Annotated in this window: 4 protein-coding genes; 1 reads left to right on the top strand and 3 read right to left on the bottom strand. The window is 53.1% G+C overall.

Translation table 11 applies throughout. The features are described 5' to 3' along the window. Positions 1 to 88: 88 nt before the first annotated feature. The 3 genes from OCV52_RS08600 to OCV52_RS08590 all read right to left on the bottom strand — a co-directional run bounded on the left by OCV52_RS08600 (position 89) and on the right by OCV52_RS08590 (position 2,497). Entirely contained in the window at positions 89 to 439 is a 351-nt protein-coding gene (locus OCV52_RS08600; protein ID WP_004738289.1) for a DUF2750 domain-containing protein, read from the bottom strand. Between the two features lie 133 nt (positions 440 to 572). After that, positions 573 to 1,190 carry an OmpA family protein gene (locus OCV52_RS08595; protein ID WP_137406483.1) on the bottom strand — a complete coding sequence of 206 codons (618 nt, stop codon included), beginning with the start codon at positions 1,188 to 1,190 and terminating at the stop codon, positions 573 to 575. Continuing rightward, the gene (locus tag OCV52_RS08590) at positions 1,190 to 2,497 is read right to left on the bottom strand and encodes a TolC family outer membrane protein (protein WP_449369296.1); all 1,308 of its coding nucleotides are present in this window, start codon (positions 2,495 to 2,497) and stop codon (positions 1,190 to 1,192) included. The genes OCV52_RS08595 and OCV52_RS08590 overlap by 1 nt, the downstream gene beginning before the upstream one ends. A 401-nt stretch (positions 2,498 to 2,898) precedes the next feature. Here OCV52_RS08590 and OCV52_RS08585 point away from each other — a divergent pair, with 401 nt between their 5' ends. Then, the gene (locus OCV52_RS08585; RefSeq protein WP_261900839.1) at positions 2,899 to 21,483 is read left to right on the top strand and encodes an Ig-like domain-containing protein; all 18,585 of its coding nucleotides are present in this window, start codon (positions 2,899 to 2,901) and stop codon (positions 21,481 to 21,483) included. The last annotated feature ends 44 nt before the right edge of the window (positions 21,484 to 21,527 follow it).

The raw sequence follows: 21,527 nt of genomic DNA, 5'->3' as shown, positions 1-21,527 counted from the left end.
GTGGCAGGGATTGCGAACGGGATCTCTAATTTATTTAGTTTTATCAGAGAGATATCGGCCGTACAATTTGCACGGCCGATACTTGAAATTAGATGTATAATTTCGCTAGGTCAGAAGGCTCAAGCTCTTTGCCTTCTAGAGATTCGTTCCAGTTAACACCTACTAGTACGCCATCTTCAGCAAGAGTTAGTAGCCAATCTTCGACAAAGATGTCTAGTGGAATTTCTAGTACTTCAAAGTCAGCCCACTCTTCAACGTTGTGAGTTTGAGCATCTTCTTTTGAAGACCAGAAAGGCATCACTTCGCTGTTTTCGAATTCACTTGAGTCACATGCTAGCCAACCTTCTTCGTTGCGAAGGCCCCATACCAGTTTAGTTTCTTGTGTTTCAGAAACGAAAAGTTCTAGATTTGCTTGAGTATCAGCTGTTAGTTTGCTCATGGATTAATTCTCTATGTTGATAACGTGGCAAGATTAACATTATAGACGGCTTAGGTATATGCTATTCAAGGAATTATAACCATACTGAAACGTGAATTTAAGATAGCGTTTCAGTATGGTTAAAGGGGGAGGGTTACTTCTTAATCTTAGTGAAAATATGCCATTCTTCTTTGATATTGCCTTTAAAACCGGCCACAGAAGCAACGACTTTACGGTGAAGTGCGTGGTTGATTTTGGTGTCATTGCTACTGAACTCAGAATCACCATGGCCAACGATGTTGACTCTAGAAGGTTGAATGCCGTTGCTGATAAGTGCACGTCTAACGTTGGCAGCCCGCTCTTTTGACAGCATTAGGTTGTGCTCGGCATTACCCACCTTACTAGCGTAACCTTGCAATTCAATAGTGGTACTTTCGTAACGCTTCAAAAAGGCAGCCATTTGGCGTATCTGGTTAAGAAAAGCTGGGTTAATTTCTGTAGAGTTATTGGCGAAGAGTATATGGAGCTCTTTTTTCTCCGACGACTCGAAATATGAACCACAACCGTCGTTATCTATTTCTGCACCAATCTGCGTATCGGCACACAAATCACGCGCATTGATTACGCCATCGTTGTCGTCATCTTGTAGATCGTAAATTTGAGTGACAGGCGGAAGCGCACGATACTCAAATTCATCTTCATTGTTGTCAGCTAAAGCATGGGTAGATATAACCATGAAGCAAAGCGATACAACTGTGTTTGTTAGCTTCATTAATATTCCACCTTTTCATTCCATTCTTCAGGGATCTCAACTCGTAAGCCAGTAAGTAGATTACCAGTTGCGTTCATAACGCGATATTTTGCGTATTGCTCGTCATACTTGGCATCTAAATAGCCTTTACGAGCTTCAAACAGTTCATTCTCGGTATTGAGCAAATCGAGAAGGGTACGTTTACCGATGCGGTATTGCTTCTCATATGAGATAACCGTATCTGATGCCGAGTCTACGTGATCAGATAGGAATTCTTTTTGCTGGACCGTCAAATCCAGAGCACTCCAGGAAAGACGTAAGCTCTCTTCGACATTGCGGTACGTGCTCTCACGAAGATCCTTGGCTTTGTTCAGTTGGTAAGCGGCGCTTTCAGCGCGGTCTTGATCTGAACCACCATTATAAAGATTGTACCTCAAGCGAACCATTGCCGAGAATTCATCACTACTTCCTTCTGTACCTCCGGCATCATCACGCCAGGTTTGCGCTGCTTCAAAAGACACTGTTGGGTAGTTGGTGCTTTTCGACTGCTTATACTGAAACTTTGCTGAATCAACGTCGGCTTGAGCTATCTTGATCACAGGGTGTTGATTGAAGGCTTTTGCTAGGGCGCCATCAACAGTGTATGGAATAGCACCAGCATCGGCACGAGGAAAGGTTAGCCCCAGCGGAGATTGTCCGACAAGTCGCTTAAATTGAGTGTGAGTGTCAAACAAGTTATTTTGAGCTGCGAGTAAGTTACCATGTGCTTTAGCAATACGAGCTTCTACTTGAGACATATCTGCTGTCGAGCCAATTCCTGACTCCACGCGCTTACGAATATCACTGTATATCTCTTTGTGTGTCGCTAAGTTGCTTTCTGAGAGAGAAAGAACTTCATAAGCTTTAACTGCGTCAAGATACACTTTTGTTACTTCAAGTGCTATGTCCTGGGCGTTAGATAACAGTTGATAGCGCACAGACTCAGCGTCAGCCGCAGTACGATCGATGTCATTTGACGTATTAGCCCCATCCCATATCAATTGGGTTAACGTAATCGTTGCTTCTTTTCGTGTTAGGTCGGTGGTGTCTTGGTTGGTCGCGAGATCAGTATGTTCATAACCAATACCTCCATCTAAATCGATACTTGGTCGGTAGGCTCCCCCTGATGCATCATTCAAGTAACGTTTACTAATATACTCGTTGTAAGCACTTTTGATTTCAGGGTTACTTTCTAAAGTAAATGCTACAGCCTGCTCTAAGGTTTGTGCGCCAGCCGGCAAACTCAGCGCTATCGCTAATCCTAATGTTGTTGCTTGAATGCAATTCAATTTCCATCTCCCCAAATGGACTGACACCGAAATATGAGCTTTACTTGATAAAGACACAAAATTTAGGTGAACCGCCAAAAAAATAACGTTCGCTCTAGAAGCTGCCGTAAATGGTTGTAAATTTTTTAACAGATCATCGTGCGTTTTATTTTGATTTTGAGCACTGAAATCTTTTATTTGTATTCGAATTATCTTTCGCTAACACAATAACTTATATTGATGTTTTACGCACCTGAATTGTTACTTGTTGTGAGCATTGTCATTAACTTCCATTTAAGGTTGTTAAATAATAGAATCATAACTATGAATGATGTGTTTATAGGTGTTATATTTTAACTAATATTACAAAGAGATGTCACTATTTTGACGTTGATGGCAAAAGATGGGTTTTAGGGGTTAATATGGACATGACGACTTTGAATTTGGCTGGTGCACTAGCACTGGGCCAGCGCATTGTTATTTCAACAGATGGCACGATTAAAGTCCTAGAAGAAGGCGAGTCACTTCAGGCGGGAGATGTCATCTTAGAATCTCTTAATGAATCAAATAGCCCTGAAGTTTCCGCGAAGCGATTCTCACCAGAAGATGGTGAGATTGAACTCGACCAAGATATTGCTGATATATTCGCAGCCTTAGAAGAAGGTCAAGACCCTGCAGAATTAGGTGAAGAGTTCGCAACCGCTGTTGGTCAAAATGGTTCAAGTCTAGGCACCAGCGGTACCATTGAGCGAGATGGTGAAGAAACTATCCCTGATACCGAGTTCGTAACCGAAGGCTTCGAAGCGTTGGGCATGTCCCGCACTCAAAGTTTAAGCCTTCTTGATGCCTATCGTTCTATCTCAGAATCTTCAACTGAATCTAATAGCGCCCCTCTATTTACAGATGCCAACAATGTCGTTGTCGGAGGTACTGTCTCTTTCACAACGGATGAAGATACCCCTGTTAGCGGTACATTAAGTGCTTCTGACGACGATAATGATGCTCTTTCTTTTGCTATGTCCCAACCGCCAGCAAACGGAACCGTCACTTTAAACAGTGATGGTAGTTGGACATACATCCCAAATAATGATTTCAATGGTGACGATAGTTTCTCGGTCGTTGTATCCGATGGCCAAGGTGGTACTGATACGATCACTGTGAATGTTGGCGTTAACCCTGTCAACGATACCCCACTTATTACAGATACAAATGGCAACCCACTTGGCGACAATATAGCCGTAACTACTGATGAAGACACACCAGTCAACGGTAGCCTTTCAGCATCTGACACTGATGGTGATTCATTAAACTTCTCTAAAGGCACTGAACCATCCAACGGCACCGTTGTTGTAGATGAAGACGGCAACTGGACCTACACACCAAACGAAAATTACAACGGCAATGATAGCTTCACTGTTGTTGTTAGCGATGGAAATGGCGGAACAGACACTATTACTGTTAATGTTGATGTGGAGGAAATCAATGACGGCCCAACCATCGATGTGGTGGCAGAGGCAGCGTTCAATGAAAACGACGCGGCGGTAGATACCGTGGTGGCGACGTTCACGGCGTCGGATGAAGAAGACGGCACACCAAGTGTGGCCTTCACGCCGGGCACAAACACCGATGGTTACTACGCGATCAGCGGCACCGATGTGGTACTGACGCAAGCGGGTGTTGACGCGGTGAATGCAGGCGAGACACTGCCAGCGGTGAGCCTAACGGCGACCGATAGCGACAATGCGACGGCGGTTGACAGCGATACACCAACTTATAACGCTCAAAATGACGGCCCAACCATCGATGTGGTGGCAGAGGCAGCGTTCAATGAAAACGACGCGGCGGTAGATACCGTGGTGGCGACGTTCACGGCGTCGGATGAAGAAGACGGCACACCAAGTGTGGCCTTCACGCCGGGCACAAACACCGATGGTTACTACGCGATCAGCGGCACCGATGTGGTACTGACGCAAGCGGGTGTTGACGCGGTGAATGCAGGCGAGACACTGCCAGCGGTGAGCCTAACGGCGACCGATAGCGACAATGCGACGGCGGTTGACAGCGATACACCAACTTATAACGCTCAAAATGACGGCCCAACCATCGATGTGGTGGCAGAGGCAGCGTTCAATGAAAACGACGCGGCGGTAGATACCGTGGTGGCGACGTTCACGGCGTCGGATGAAGAAGACGGCACACCAAGTGTGGCCTTCACGCCGGGCACAAACACCGATGGTTACTACGCGATCAGCGGCACCGATGTGGTACTGACGCAAGCGGGTGTTGACGCGGTGAATGCAGGCGAGACACTGCCAGCGGTGAGCCTAACGGCGACCGATAGCGACAATGCGACGGCGGTTGACAGCGATACACCAACTTATAACGCTCAAAATGACGGCCCAACCATCGATGTGGTGGCAGAGGCAGCGTTCAATGAAAACGACGCGGCGGTAGATACCGTGGTGGCGACGTTCACGGCGTCGGATGAAGAAGACGGCACACCAAGTGTGGCCTTCACGCCGGGCACAAACACCGATGGTTACTACGCGATCAGCGGCACCGATGTGGTACTGACGCAAGCGGGTGTTGACGCGGTGAATGCAGGCGAGACACTGCCAGCGGTGAGCCTAACGGCGACCGATAGCGACAATGCGACGGCGGTTGACAGCGATACACCAACTTATAACGCTCAAAATGACGGCCCAACCATCGATGTGGTGGCAGAGGCAGCGTTCAATGAAAACGACGCGGCGGTAGATACCGTGGTGGCGACGTTCACGGCGTCGGATGAAGAAGACGGCACACCAAGTGTGGCCTTCACGCCGGGCACAAACACCGATGGTTACTACGCGATCAGCGGCACCGATGTGGTACTGACGCAAGCGGGTGTTGACGCGGTGAATGCAGGCGAGACACTGCCAGCGGTGAGCCTAACGGCGACCGATAGCGACAATGCGACGGCGGTTGACAGCGATACACCAACTTATAACGCTCAAAATGACGGCCCAACCATCGATGTGGTGGCAGAGGCAGCGTTCAATGAAAACGACGCGGCGGTAGATACCGTGGTGGCGACGTTCACGGCGTCGGATGAAGAAGACGGCACACCAAGTGTGGCCTTCACGCCGGGCACAAACACCGATGGTTACTACGCGATCAGCGGCACCGATGTGGTACTGACGCAAGCGGGTGTTGACGCGGTGAATGCAGGCGAGACACTGCCAGCGGTGAGCCTAACGGCGACCGATAGCGACAATGCGACGGCGGTTGACAGCGATACACCAACTTATAACGCTCAAAATGACGGCCCAACCATCGATGTGGTGGCAGAGGCAGCGTTCAATGAAAACGACGCGGCGGTAGATACCGTGGTGGCGACGTTCACGGCGTCGGATGAAGAAGACGGCACACCAAGTGTGGCCTTCACGCCGGGCACAAACACCGATGGTTACTACGCGATCAGCGGCACCGATGTGGTACTGACGCAAGCGGGTGTTGACGCGGTGAATGCAGGCGAGACACTGCCAGCGGTGAGCCTAACGGCGACCGATAGCGACAATGCGACGGCGGTTGACAGCGATACACCAACTTATAACGCTCAAAATGACGGCCCAACCATCGATGTGGTGGCAGAGGCAGCGTTCAATGAAAACGACGCGGCGGTAGATACCGTGGTGGCGACGTTCACGGCGTCGGATGAAGAAGACGGCACACCAAGTGTGGCCTTCACGCCGGGCACAAACACCGATGGTTACTACGCGATCAGCGGCACCGATGTGGTACTGACGCAAGCGGGTGTTGACGCGGTGAATGCAGGCGAGACACTGCCAGCGGTGAGCCTAACGGCGACCGATAGCGACAATGCGACGGCGGTTGACAGCGATACACCAACTTATAACGCTCAAAATGACGGCCCAACCATCGATGTGGTGGCAGAGGCAGCGTTCAATGAAAACGACGCGGCGGTAGATACCGTGGTGGCGACGTTCACGGCGTCGGATGAAGAAGACGGCACACCAAGTGTGGCCTTCACGCCGGGCACAAACACCGATGGTTACTACGCGATCAGCGGCACCGATGTGGTACTGACGCAAGCGGGTGTTGACGCGGTGAATGCAGGCGAGACACTGCCAGCGGTGAGCCTAACGGCGACCGATAGCGACAATGCGACGGCGGTTGACAGCGATACACCAACTTATAACGCTCAAAATGACGGCCCAACCATCGATGTGGTGGCAGAGGCAGCGTTCAATGAAAACGACGCGGCGGTAGATACCGTGGTGGCGACGTTCACGGCGTCGGATGAAGAAGACGGCACACCAAGTGTGGCCTTCACGCCGGGCACAAACACCGATGGTTACTACGCGATCAGCGGCACCGATGTGGTACTGACGCAAGCGGGTGTTGACGCGGTGAATGCAGGCGAGACACTGCCAGCGGTGAGCCTAACGGCGACCGATAGCGACAATGCGACGGCGGTTGACAGCGATACACCAACTTATAACGCTCAAAATGACGGCCCAACCATCGATGTGGTGGCAGAGGCAGCGTTCAATGAAAACGACGCGGCGGTAGATACCGTGGTGGCGACGTTCACGGCGTCGGATGAAGAAGACGGCACACCAAGTGTGGCCTTCACGCCGGGCACAAACACCGATGGTTACTACGCGATCAGCGGCACCGATGTGGTACTGACGCAAGCGGGTGTTGACGCGGTGAATGCAGGCGAGACACTGCCAGCGGTGAGCCTAACGGCGACCGATAGCGACAATGCGACGGCGGTTGACAGCGATACACCAACTTATAACGCTCAAAATGACGGCCCAACCATCGATGTGGTGGCAGAGGCAGCGTTCAATGAAAACGACGCGGCGGTAGATACCGTGGTGGCGACGTTCACGGCGTCGGATGAAGAAGACGGCACACCAAGTGTGGCCTTCACGCCGGGCACAAACACCGATGGTTACTACGCGATCAGCGGCACCGATGTGGTACTGACGCAAGCGGGTGTTGACGCGGTGAATGCAGGCGAGACACTGCCAGCGGTGAGCCTAACGGCGACCGATAGCGACAATGCGACGGCGGTTGACAGCGATACACCAACTTATAACGCTCAAAATGACGGCCCAACCATCGATGTGGTGGCAGAGGCAGCGTTCAATGAAAACGACGCGGCGGTAGATACCGTGGTGGCGACGTTCACGGCGTCGGATGAAGAAGACGGCACACCAAGTGTGGCCTTCACGCCGGGCACAAACACCGATGGTTACTACGCGATCAGCGGCACCGATGTGGTACTGACGCAAGCGGGTGTTGACGCGGTGAATGCAGGCGAGACACTGCCAGCGGTGAGCCTAACGGCGACCGATAGCGACAATGCGACGGCGGTTGACAGCGATACACCAACTTATAACGCTCAAAATGACGGCCCAACCATCGATGTGGTGGCAGAGGCAGCGTTCAATGAAAACGACGCGGCGGTAGATACCGTGGTGGCGACGTTCACGGCGTCGGATGAAGAAGACGGCACACCAAGTGTGGCCTTCACGCCGGGCACAAACACCGATGGTTACTACGCGATCAGCGGCACCGATGTGGTACTGACGCAAGCGGGTGTTGACGCGGTGAATGCAGGCGAGACACTGCCAGCGGTGAGCCTAACGGCGACCGATAGCGACAATGCGACGGCGGTTGACAGCGATACACCAACTTATAACGCTCAAAATGACGGCCCAACCATCGATGTGGTGGCAGAGGCAGCGTTCAATGAAAACGACGCGGCGGTAGATACCGTGGTGGCGACGTTCACGGCGTCGGATGAAGAAGACGGCACACCAAGTGTGGCCTTCACGCCGGGCACAAACACCGATGGTTACTACGCGATCAGCGGCACCGATGTGGTACTGACGCAAGCGGGTGTTGACGCGGTGAATGCAGGCGAGACACTGCCAGCGGTGAGCCTAACGGCGACCGATAGCGACAATGCGACGGCGGTTGACAGCGATACACCAACTTATAACGCTCAAAATGACGGCCCAACCATCGATGTGGTGGCAGAGGCAGCGTTCAATGAAAACGACGCGGCGGTAGATACCGTGGTGGCGACGTTCACGGCGTCGGATGAAGAAGACGGCACACCAAGTGTGGCCTTCACGCCGGGCACAAACACCGATGGTTACTACGCGATCAGCGGCACCGATGTGGTACTGACGCAAGCGGGTGTTGACGCGGTGAATGCAGGCGAGACACTGCCAGCGGTGAGCCTAACGGCGACCGATAGCGACAATGCGACGGCGGTTGACAGCGATACACCAACTTATAACGCTCAAAATGACGGCCCAACCATCGATGTGGTGGCAGAGGCAGCGTTCAATGAAAACGACGCGGCGGTAGATACCGTGGTGGCGACGTTCACGGCGTCGGATGAAGAAGACGGCACACCAAGTGTGGCCTTCACGCCGGGCACAAACACCGATGGTTACTACGCGATCAGCGGCACCGATGTGGTACTGACGCAAGCGGGTGTTGACGCGGTGAATGCAGGCGAGACACTGCCAGCGGTGAGCCTAACGGCGACCGATAGCGACAATGCGACGGCGGTTGACAGCGATACACCAACTTATAACGCTCAAAATGACGGCCCAACCATCGATGTGGTGGCAGAGGCAGCGTTCAATGAAAACGACGCGGCGGTAGATACCGTGGTGGCGACGTTCACGGCGTCGGATGAAGAAGACGGCACACCAAGTGTGGCCTTCACGCCGGGCACAAACACCGATGGTTACTACGCGATCAGCGGCACCGATGTGGTACTGACGCAAGCGGGTGTTGACGCGGTGAATGCAGGCGAGACACTGCCAGCGGTGAGCCTAACGGCGACCGATAGCGACAATGCGACGGCGGTTGACAGCGATACACCAACTTATAACGCTCAAAATGACGGCCCAACCATCGATGTGGTGGCAGAGGCAGCGTTCAATGAAAACGACGCGGCGGTAGATACCGTGGTGGCGACGTTCACGGCGTCGGATGAAGAAGACGGCACACCAAGTGTGGCCTTCACGCCGGGCACAAACACCGATGGTTACTACGCGATCAGCGGCACCGATGTGGTACTGACGCAAGCGGGTGTTGACGCGGTGAATGCAGGCGAGACACTGCCAGCGGTGAGCCTAACGGCGACCGATAGCGACAATGCGACGGCGGTTGACAGCGATACACCAACTTATAACGCTCAAAATGACGGCCCAACCATCGATGTGGTGGCAGAGGCAGCGTTCAATGAAAACGACGCGGCGGTAGATACCGTGGTGGCGACGTTCACGGCGTCGGATGAAGAAGACGGCACACCAAGTGTGGCCTTCACGCCGGGCACAAACACCGATGGTTACTACGCGATCAGCGGCACCGATGTGGTACTGACGCAAGCGGGTGTTGACGCGGTGAATGCAGGCGAGACACTGCCAGCGGTGAGCCTAACGGCGACCGATAGCGACAATGCGACGGCGGTTGACAGCGATACACCAACTTATAACGCTCAAAATGACGGCCCAACCATCGATGTGGTGGCAGAGGCAGCGTTCAATGAAAACGACGCGGCGGTAGATACCGTGGTGGCGACGTTCACGGCGTCGGATGAAGAAGACGGCACACCAAGTGTGGCCTTCACGCCGGGCACAAACACCGATGGTTACTACGCGATCAGCGGCACCGATGTGGTACTGACGCAAGCGGGTGTTGACGCGGTGAATGCAGGCGAGACACTGCCAGCGGTGAGCCTAACGGCGACCGATAGCGACAATGCGACGGCGGTTGACAGCGATACACCAACTTATAACGCTCAAAATGACGGCCCAACCATCGATGTGGTGGCAGAGGCAGCGTTCAATGAAAACGACGCGGCGGTAGATACCGTGGTGGCGACGTTCACGGCGTCGGATGAAGAAGACGGCACACCAAGTGTGGCCTTCACGCCGGGCACAAACACCGATGGTTACTACGCGATCAGCGGCACCGATGTGGTACTGACGCAAGCGGGTGTTGACGCGGTGAATGCAGGCGAGACACTGCCAGCGGTGAGCCTAACGGCGACCGATAGCGACAATGCGACGGCGGTTGACAGCGATACACCAACTTATAACGCTCAAAATGACGGCCCAACCATCGATGTGGTGGCAGAGGCAGCGTTCAATGAAAACGACGCGGCGGTAGATACCGTGGTGGCGACGTTCACGGCGTCGGATGAAGAAGACGGCACACCAAGTGTGGCCTTCACGCCGGGCACAAACACCGATGGTTACTACGCGATCAGCGGCACCGATGTGGTACTGACGCAAGCGGGTGTTGACGCGGTGAATGCAGGCGAGACACTGCCAGCGGTGAGCCTAACGGCGACCGATAGCGACAATGCGACGGCGGTTGACAGCGATACACCAACTTATAACGCTCAAAATGACGGCCCAACCATCGATGTGGTGGCAGAGGCAGCGTTCAATGAAAACGACGCGGCGGTAGATACCGTGGTGGCGACGTTCACGGCGTCGGATGAAGAAGACGGCACACCAAGTGTGGCCTTCACGCCGGGCACAAACACCGATGGTTACTACGCGATCAGCGGCACCGATGTGGTACTGACGCAAGCGGGTGTTGACGCGGTGAATGCAGGCGAGACACTGCCAGCGGTGAGCCTAACGGCGACCGATAGCGACAATGCGACGGCGGTTGACAGCGATACACCAACTTATAACGCTCAAAATGACGGCCCAACCATCGATGTGGTGGCAGAGGCAGCGTTCAATGAAAACGACGCGGCGGTAGATACCGTGGTGGCGACGTTCACGGCGTCGGATGAAGAAGACGGCACACCAAGTGTGGCCTTCACGCCGGGCACAAACACCGATGGTTACTACGCGATCAGCGGCACCGATGTGGTACTGACGCAAGCGGGTGTTGACGCGGTGAATGCAGGCGAGACACTGCCAGCGGTGAGCCTAACGGCGACCGATAGCGACAATGCGACGGCGGTTGACAGCGATACACCAACTTATAACGCTCAAAATGACGGCCCAACCATCGATGTGGTGGCAGAGGCAGCGTTCAATGAAAACGACGCGGCGGTAGATACCGTGGTGGCGACGTTCACGGCGTCGGATGAAGAAGACGGCACACCAAGTGTGGCCTTCACGCCGGGCACAAACACCGATGGTTACTACGCGATCAGCGGCACCGATGTGGTACTGACGCAAGCGGGTGTTGACGCGGTGAATGCAGGCGAGACACTGCCAGCGGTGAGCCTAACGGCGACCGATAGCGACAATGCGACGGCGGTTGACAGCGATACACCAACTTATAACGCTCAAAATGACGGCCCAACCATCGATGTGGTGGCAGAGGCAGCGTTCAATGAAAACGACGCGGCGGTAGATACCGTGGTGGCGACGTTCACGGCGTCGGATGAAGAAGACGGCACACCAAGTGTGGCCTTCACGCCGGGCACAAACACCGATGGTTACTACGCGATCAGCGGCACCGATGTGGTACTGACGCAAGCGGGTGTTGACGCGGTGAATGCAGGCGAGACACTGCCAGCGGTGAGCCTAACGGCGACCGATAGCGACAATGCGACGGCGGTTGACAGCGATACACCAACTTATAACGCTCAAAATGACGGCCCAACCATCGATGTGGTGGCAGAGGCAGCGTTCAATGAAAACGACGCGGCGGTAGATACCGTGGTGGCGACGTTCACGGCGTCGGATGAAGAAGACGGCACACCAAGTGTGGCCTTCACGCCGGGCACAAACACCGATGGTTACTACGCGATCAGCGGCACCGATGTGGTACTGACGCAAGCGGGTGTTGACGCGGTGAATGCAGGCGAGACACTGCCAGCGGTGAGCCTAACGGCGACCGATAGCGACAATGCGACGGCGGTTGACAGCGATACACCAACTTATAACGCTCAAAATGACGGCCCAACCATCGATGTGGTGGCAGAGGCAGCGTTCAATGAAAACGACGCGGCGGTAGATACCGTGGTGGCGACGTTCACGGCGTCGGATGAAGAAGACGGCACACCAAGTGTGGCCTTCACGCCGGGCACAAACACCGATGGTTACTACGCGATCAGCGGCACCGATGTGGTACTGACGCAAGCGGGTGTTGACGCGGTGAATGCAGGCGAGACACTGCCAGCGGTGAGCCTAACGGCGACCGATAGCGACAATGCGACGGCGGTTGACAGCGATACACCAACTTATAACGCTCAAAATGACGGCCCAACCATCGATGTGGTGGCAGAGGCAGCGTTCAATGAAAACGACGCGGCGGTAGATACCGTGGTGGCGACGTTCACGGCGTCGGATGAAGAAGACGGCACACCAAGTGTGGCCTTCACGCCGGGCACAAACACCGATGGTTACTACGCGATCAGCGGCACCGATGTGGTACTGACGCAAGCGGGTGTTGACGCGGTGAATGCAGGCGAGACACTGCCAGCGGTGAGCCTAACGGCGACCGATAGCGACAATGCGACGGCGGTTGACAGCGATACACCAACTTATAACGCTCAAAATGACGGCCCAACCATCGATGTGGTGGCAGAGGCAGCGTTCAATGAAAACGACGCGGCGGTAGATACCGTGGTGGCGACGTTCACGGCGTCGGATGAAGAAGACGGCACACCAAGTGTGGCCTTCACGCCGGGCACAAACACCGATGGTTACTACGCGATCAGCGGCACCGATGTGGTACTGACGCAAGCGGGTGTTGACGCGGTGAATGCAGGCGAGACACTGCCAGCGGTGAGCCTAACGGCGACCGATAGCGACAATGCGACGGCGGTTGACAGCGATACACCAACTTATAACGCTCAAAATGACGGCCCAACCATCGATGTGGTGGCAGAGGCAGCGTTCAATGAAAACGACGCGGCGGTAGATACCGTGGTGGCGACGTTCACGGCGTCGGATGAAGAAGACGGCACACCAAGTGTGGCCTTCACGCCGGGCACAAACACCGATGGTTACTACGCGATCAGCGGCACCGATGTGGTACTGACGCAAGCGGGTGTTGACGCGGTGAATGCAGGCGAGACACTGCCAGCGGTGAGCCTAACGGCGACCGATAGCGACAATGCGACGGCGGTTGACAGCGATACACCAACTTATAACGCTCAAAATGACGGCCCAACCATCGATGTGGTGGCAGAGGCAGCGTTCAATGAAAACGACGCGGCGGTAGATACCGTGGTGGCGACGTTCACGGCGTCGGATGAAGAAGACGGCACACCAAGTGTGGCCTTCACGCCGGGCACAAACACCGATGGTTACTACGCGATCAGCGGCACCGATGTGGTACTGACGCAAGCGGGTGTTGACGCGGTGAATGCAGGCGAGACACTGCCAGCGGTGAGCCTAACGGCGACCGATAGCGACAATGCGACGGCGGTTGACAGCGATACACCAACTTATAACGCTCAAAATGACGGCCCAACCATCGATGTGGTGGCAGAGGCAGCGTTCAATGAAAACGACGCGGCGGTAGATACCGTGGTGGCGACGTTCACGGCGTCGGATGAAGAAGACGGCACACCAAGTGTGGCCTTCACGCCGGGCACAAACACCGATGGTTACTACGCGATCAGCGGCACCGATGTGGTACTGACGCAAGCGGGTGTTGACGCGGTGAATGCAGGCGAGACACTGCCAGCGGTGAGCCTAACGGCGACCGATAGCGACAATGCGACGGCGGTTGACAGCGATACACCAACTTATAACGCTCAAAATGACGGCCCAACCATCGATGTGGTGGCAGAGGCAGCGTTCAATGAAAACGACGCGGCGGTAGATACCGTGGTGGCGACGTTCACGGCGTCGGATGAAGAAGACGGCACACCAAGTGTGGCCTTCACGCCGGGCACAAACACCGATGGTTACTACGCGATCAGCGGCACCGATGTGGTACTGACGCAAGCGGGTGTTGACGCGGTGAATGCAGGCGAGACACTGCCAGCGGTGAGCCTAACGGCGACCGATAGCGACAATGCGACGGCGGTTGACAGCGATACACCAACTTATAACGCTCAAAATGACGGCCCAACCATCGATGTGGTGGCAGAGGCAGCGTTCAATGAAAACGACGCGGCGGTAGATACCGTGGTGGCGACGTTCACGGCGTCGGATGAAGAAGACGGCACACCAAGTGTGGCCTTCACGCCGGGCACAAACACCGATGGTTACTACGCGATCAGCGGCACCGATGTGGTACTGACGCAAGCGGGTGTTGACGCGGTGAATGCAGGCGAGACACTGCCAGCGGTGAGCCTAACGGCGACCGATAGCGACAATGCGACGGCGGTTGACAGCGATACACCAACTTATAACGCTCAAAATGACGGCCCAACCATCGATGTGGTGGCAGAGGCAGCGTTCAATGAAAACGACGCGGCGGTAGATACCGTGGTGGCGACGTTCACGGCGTCGGATGAAGAAGACGGCACACCAAGTGTGGCCTTCACGCCGGGCACAAACACCGATGGTTACTACGCGATCAGCGGCACCGATGTGGTACTGACGCAAGCGGGTGTTGACGCGGTGAATGCAGGCGAGACACTGCCAGCGGTGAGCCTAACGGCGACCGATAGCGACAATGCGACGGCGGTTGACAGCGATACACCAACTTATAACGCTCAAAATGACGGCCCAACCATCGATGTGGTGGCAGAGGCAGCGTTCAATGAAAACGACGCGGCGGTAGATACCGTGGTGGCGACGTTCACGGCGTCGGATGAAGAAGACGGCACACCAAGTGTGGCCTTCACGCCGGGCACAAACACCGATGGTTACTACGCGATCAGCGGCACCGATGTGGTACTGACGCAAGCGGGTGTTGACGCGGTGAATGCAGGCGAGACACTGCCAGCGGTGAGCCTAACGGCGACCGATAGCGACAATGCGACGGCGGTTGACAGCGATACACCAACTTATAACGCTCAAAATGACGGCCCAACCATCGATGTGGTGGCAGAGGCAGCGTTCAATGAAAACGACGCGGCGGTAGATACCGTGGTGGCGACGTTCACGGCGTCGGATGAAGAAGACGGCACACCAAGTGTGGCCTTCACGCCGGGCACAAACACCGATGGTTACTACGCGATCAGCGGCACCGATGTGGTACTGACGCAAGCGGGTGTTGACGCGGTGAATGCAGGCGAGACACTGCCAGCGGTGAGCCTAACGGCGACCGATAGCGACAATGCGACGGCGGTTGACAGCGATACACCAACTTATAACGCTCAAAATGACGGCCCAACCATCGATGTGGTGGCAGAGGCAGCGTTCAATGAAAACGACGCGGCGGTAGATACCGTGGTGGCGACGTTCACGGCGTCGGATGAAGAAGACGGCACACCAAGTGTGGCCTTCACGCCGGGCACAAACACCGATGGTTACTACGCGATCAGCGGCACCGATGTGGTACTGACGCAAGCGGGTGTTGACGCGGTGAATGCAGGCGAGACACTGCCAGCGGTGAGCCTAACGGCGACCGATAGCGACAATGCGACGGCGGTTGACAGCGATACACCAACTTATAACGCTCAAAATGACGGCCCAACCATCGATGTGGTGGCAGAGGCAGCGTTCAATGAAAACGACGCGGCGGTAGATACCGTGGTGGCGACGTTCACGGCGTCGGATGAAGAAGACGGCACACCAAGTGTGGCCTTCACGCCGGGCACAAACACCGATGGTTACTACGCGATCAGCGGCACCGATGTGGTACTGACGCAAGCGGGTGTTGACGCGGTGAATGCAGGCGAGACACTGCCAGCGGTGAGCCTAACGGCGACCGATAGCGACAATGCGACGGCGGTTGACAGCGATACACCAACTTATAACGCTCAAAATGACGGCCCAACCATCGATGTGGTGGCAGAGGCAGCGTTCAATGAAAACGACGCGGCGGTAGATACCGTGGTGGCGACGTTCACGGCGTCGGATGAAGAAGACGGCACACCAAGTGTGGCCTTCACGCCGGGCACAAACACCGATGGTTACTACGCGATCAGCGGCACCGATGTGGTACTGACGCAAGCGGGTGTTGACGCGGTGAATGCAGGCGAGACACTGCCAGCGGTGAGCCTAACGGCGACCGATAGCGACAATGCGACGGCGGTTGACAGCGATACACCAACTTATAACGCTCAAAATGACGGCCCAACCATCGATGTGGTGGCAGAGGCAGCGTTCAATGAAAACGACGCGGCGGTAGATACCGTGGTGGCGACGTTCACGGCGTCGGATGAAGAAGACGGCACACCAAGTGTGGCCTTCACGCCGGGCACAAACACCGATGGTTACTACGCGATCAGCGGCACCGATGTGGTACTGACGCAAGCGGGTGTTGACGCGGTGAATGCAGGCGAGACACTGCCAGCGGTGAGCCTAACGGCGACCGATAGCGACAATGCGACGGCGGTTGACAGCGATACACCAACTTATAACGCTCAAAATGACGGCCCAACCATCGATGTGGTGGCAGAGGCAGCGTTCAATGAAAACGACGCGGCGGTAGATACCGTGGTGGCGACGTTCACGGCGTCGGATGAAGAAGACGGCACACCAAGTGTGGCCTTCACGCCGGGCACAAACACCGATGGTTACTACGCGATCAGCGGCACCGATGTGGTACTGACGCAAGCGGGTGTTGACGCGGTGAATGCAGGCGAGACACTGCCAGCGGTGAGCCTAACGGCGACCGATAGCGACAATGCGACGGCGGTTGACAGCGATACACCAACTTATAACGCTCAAAATGACGGCCCAACCATCGATGTGGTGGCAGAGGCAGCGTTCAATGAAAACGACGCGGCGGTAGATACCGTGGTGGCGACGTTCACGGCGTCGGATGAAGAAGACGGCACACCAAGTGTGGCCTTCACGCCGGGCACAAACACCGATGGTTACTACGCGATCAGCGGCACCGATGTGGTACTGACGCAAGCGGGTGTTGACGCGGTGAATGCAGGCGAGACACTGCCAGCGGTGAGCCTAACGGCGACCGATAGCGACAATGCGACGGCGGTTGACAGCGATACACCAACTTATAACGCTCAAAATGACGGCCCAACCATCGATGTGGTGGCAGAGGCAGCGTTCAATGAAAACGACGCGGCGGTAGATACCGTGGTGGCGACGTTCACGGCGTCGGATGAAGAAGACGGCACACCAAGTGTGGCCTTCACGCCGGGCACAAACACCGATGGTTACTACGCGATCAGCGGCACCGATGTGGTACTGACGCAAGCGGGTGTTGACGCGGTGAATGCAGGCGAGACACTGCCAGCGGTGAGCCTAACGGCGACCGATAGCGACAATGCGACGGCGGTTGACAGCGATACACCAACTTATAACGCTCAAAATGACGGCCCAGAGGCAGATAACTTCACGGAAACAACTGTCGACTGCGTAACATCTGTTGATTTCGCACCACATACAAGCGATGAAGAAGATGATGCTGCTGGTTTCGAAACTTCGGTAATTATCGAGAGTGAGCCTATTTTCGGTACTTTGTACGAAGTGGCGGATGATGGTACTAAAACTGAGGTTGTGGTCGGACAAGAGTATGGTGATGCAGACAATTTTGAATATGTTTTAGATTCAGATATTGCTGACCAACTTAGCTTTAGTGCATCTGATCTTGCTTCTGATATTGATACATCAAACGGAAGTACATCGATTTCTTATTTTAACGATCTTATTTCGATTTCTGCTGGTACATACACGGGAAGTTCACCTGTTGGTAACGATGTAGTTAGTAACCCTGGGGTTTACTTGAATTACGATGGCTATAGTGTAGAAGATGGTTTTGGTGTATCAACAAGTAAGAACGGAAGTAGCGAACTTGACGTAACCTCGAAAGAATTCATTGCGGTCGATTTTGGGAATAGTGGTGCGGAAATTTTGTCTGCTAATCTAGATTTCGGTAGCGTTTATGGGAATTACAACCCTAACAGTAGCGCTGACGGTGAGATTAACGTTGTTGCATTGGACTCTGATGGTAACGTTGTTGGTACGTTCAACTTCAATACTGAAAACAATTCCAATTTCGGCGACGAGTATACTTTATCTATTGATTCTAGCGGTAATGCGACTGTTAACGTTTCGATTCCCGATGGTAACGGAGGTTTTATTCCGTTTACTGAGCTAAGAGTGTTCACAACTCAAGATGGATCATCGAACCCTAATAGAAATTCAAATATTACCTTTAAAGGCGTTGAGGTAGTTGATGCAAAAGTTACAGAGACCATTGATTACAAAGCAGAAGACTCTAGTGACTTAGAGAGTTCAACAGCGCAAGTTACGATTGAGACGGAATCTATCGTGAAACCTTCCCCTGAAGTGACTAGTGTCTTGCGTGATGTGTCTGAAGACGCTAGCGCGACACAATCTGTTGTGGGGAATATAGACGTACTCTACGCTGACAGTATTATTTTGCAGGAACCTTCTGAAAGCTACACATCTAATGGGCATGGTATTACTTGGATTTCTTCGAACGCTGGGCAAACGCTTGTTGGTACTGTCAACGGGTCAGTAATTTTAACTGCGACTATCGATGATGCCGGTAACTATGACTTAAGTTTGAGTGGACCCGTTGATCATTTGGATGGCAATACACAGCTAGACCAAATGTCGATCGATATTGGGGTAGTTGCGTCGAACAGCAACGGCAGTCAAACCGGTACTATATCACTCTCTATTGCTGACGATAATCCAATTGCACGGCCAATAATTAATGATTTACAGCCTTCTGCTAAGGCGGGAGCAAACGTACAGCTTATTTTAGATGTATCTGGATCGATGGCCTGGGATTCAGTAACTGGTAGTTCGACGGTGACTAATGTATCTCGTCTATCCATTATGCAAGATGGGGCAAAGCAGTTACTTAGCGAGTACCAAAGCTTAGGTGTTACACAAGTACAAATAGTCACATTCTCAGGTAGTTCTGATGCGCAAAATGGAGCAAGCGGTACGAGTTGGATGTCTGTGACAGAAGCTATTGACTTGATAGATAACTTGGCTGCTGGCGGCGCGACTTATTACGACACTGCTATTGATGCGGCTATGGATCACTGGGATGACACTGGAAAGGTTGATGGTAATCCATCAAACATAACTTATTTCTTGTCTGACGGTGCACCAAACTCTGGCGGTAGCCTAACAGATTCTGAAAAATCGAGTTGGGAGAGCTTTGTAGATTCCAATGACATTACGGCACTTGCTTACGGTATGGGTGAAGCCGTGCCAATCACTTACCTAGAGGATATAGCATACAATGGTGCTACCGATAGCGAGATCGGAGCTGTCGTAGTTCCTGATATTACTCAGCTTCCTCCTATTATTTTGCAATCGGTCGTCGATCCTATATCCGGTCAAGTGGTTAACGATGGTAGCAATGGCTCCATAAGTGGTTTCGGTGCAGATGGTGGCTACGTATCTGAAGTTACCTTTGGTGGGGTGACGGTCAGTTATAATGGTGTAGAGGCCTCTGTTTCTGGTTTTGATTCTGGTGTGAGTACGGCGATAGACGGAAGCCAAGTTTCTATATTTATTGATGATAGTCACACATTGGTTTTGGATATGGCCACAGGCTCTTATCAATTCTTTGCTGCAGTCGTGGGATCAGATATTTCGTTGGATTTCGACTATGAGTTGTCAGATAACGATGGGGATACTAGTAGCAGTAATATGACTTTCAATATAAAAGCTCCGGTGATGGAAGCTAATGACGATGACGTGTCTACTACGGAATTGGTTCCGGTGTTGATTGATGTATTGGCAAATGACTACAACCCACATGCTTTGACATCGATTTTGACTCTATCAAGCGTAACATTACTAAATCCAGCGCTCGGCCAAGTTTCAATCGTTGATGGACAAGTGTTGTTCGTACCTAGTGATAATGCTAATGCCGGTGATGTCGTTGAAATTTCATACACTGCAACGGATAAAAATGGAAATAGTGATAGCGCTACTATGTCGGTTTCGATAACAGCGCATAGCGGTAACACAATATCTGACGGAAACGGTATAAATGCGGTATATATGCCACAAGGGATTGTTTCAAGTAATCATGGCGACAATTGGCAAAGTCAGCCAGAACCTTCCATAACGGTTAATGGCGTAAAAGTTGAGCGAGGGCAACAAAATCCTCAGCTTACTGACAACTCCGATTTAATTGTAACAGGTGGCGATAATGATCATGTTGAAGGTGGCGATTTCAACGACATTATTCACTTAGGAGATAGTGGCAGTAATGCGGCATTCGATGTTCAAGACGCCGAAGAGTTTGTAGAGGCAGATGCTTCTCAAATTTATCAAGGAGATTCTGAAGATGGCACACTAGACTCACCTTATGTAGCGCCGAGTTGGGCTGATGTTGGTCAGGGCGGTTCTGGTAATGATGTGATTTTGGGTGAAGCCGGCATCGATCTGATATCAGGTGGTTCTGGTGACGATTATTTGGATGGTGGTTCTGAAAATGATTATATTCGTGCTGGTAGTGGCAGGGATATTGTTATTGGTGGAACAGGCGACGATCACTTGAGAGGTGAAGGTGATGACGACATTCTTATTGGCGGTATTGGTGACGATATCTTAACAGGGGATGATGGTGACGATTTGTTCCAGTGGGTTGATCAACCATTCCAGAATGATGTCGATACAATAACTGACTTTACCCTTGATGAAGACCACTTAGATATTTCTCAGTTACTACCGAATGAGAATACGATGAGTGATCTATTAGAGCATATTGTTATTGAAAAGGCTTCTGGAAACGACTTAGTTATTACGATTTCGGAATCGGCAGGTCATACAGGAGATACACAAACGATCGTCCTTGATGGGGCAGCTAACCAGGTTTCTAGCTTGAGCTCAGGAGAGGTGACTGGGCAACAATTGAACGACCTGATGAACCAGTTGTTCAAACAGTTACCAGACCAATAACAAAAAAGGGCCGAAAGGCCCTTTTTTATTAAGTAGTTATTTAA

The sequence above is a fragment of the Vibrio chagasii genome (genome assembly GCF_024347355.1).
Taxonomy (GTDB): Bacteria; Pseudomonadota; Gammaproteobacteria; order Enterobacterales; family Vibrionaceae; genus Vibrio; species Vibrio chagasii.
Note: the sequence above shows the minus strand (reverse complement) of the source record. Positions and strands in the feature narration are given on the sequence as shown.

Excerpts from the sequence above, each read along its gene's own strand:
- OCV52_RS08585 (WP_261900839.1), top strand. The coding sequence starts at position 2,899 with ATGGACATGACGACTTTGAATTTGGCTGGTGCACTAGCACTGGGCCAG.
- OCV52_RS08600 (WP_004738289.1), bottom strand. The coding sequence starts at position 439 with ATGAGCAAACTAACAGCTGATACTCAAGCAAATCTAGAACTTTTCGTT.
- OCV52_RS08595 (WP_137406483.1), bottom strand. The coding sequence starts at position 1,190 with ATGAAGCTAACAAACACAGTTGTATCGCTTTGCTTCATGGTTATATCT.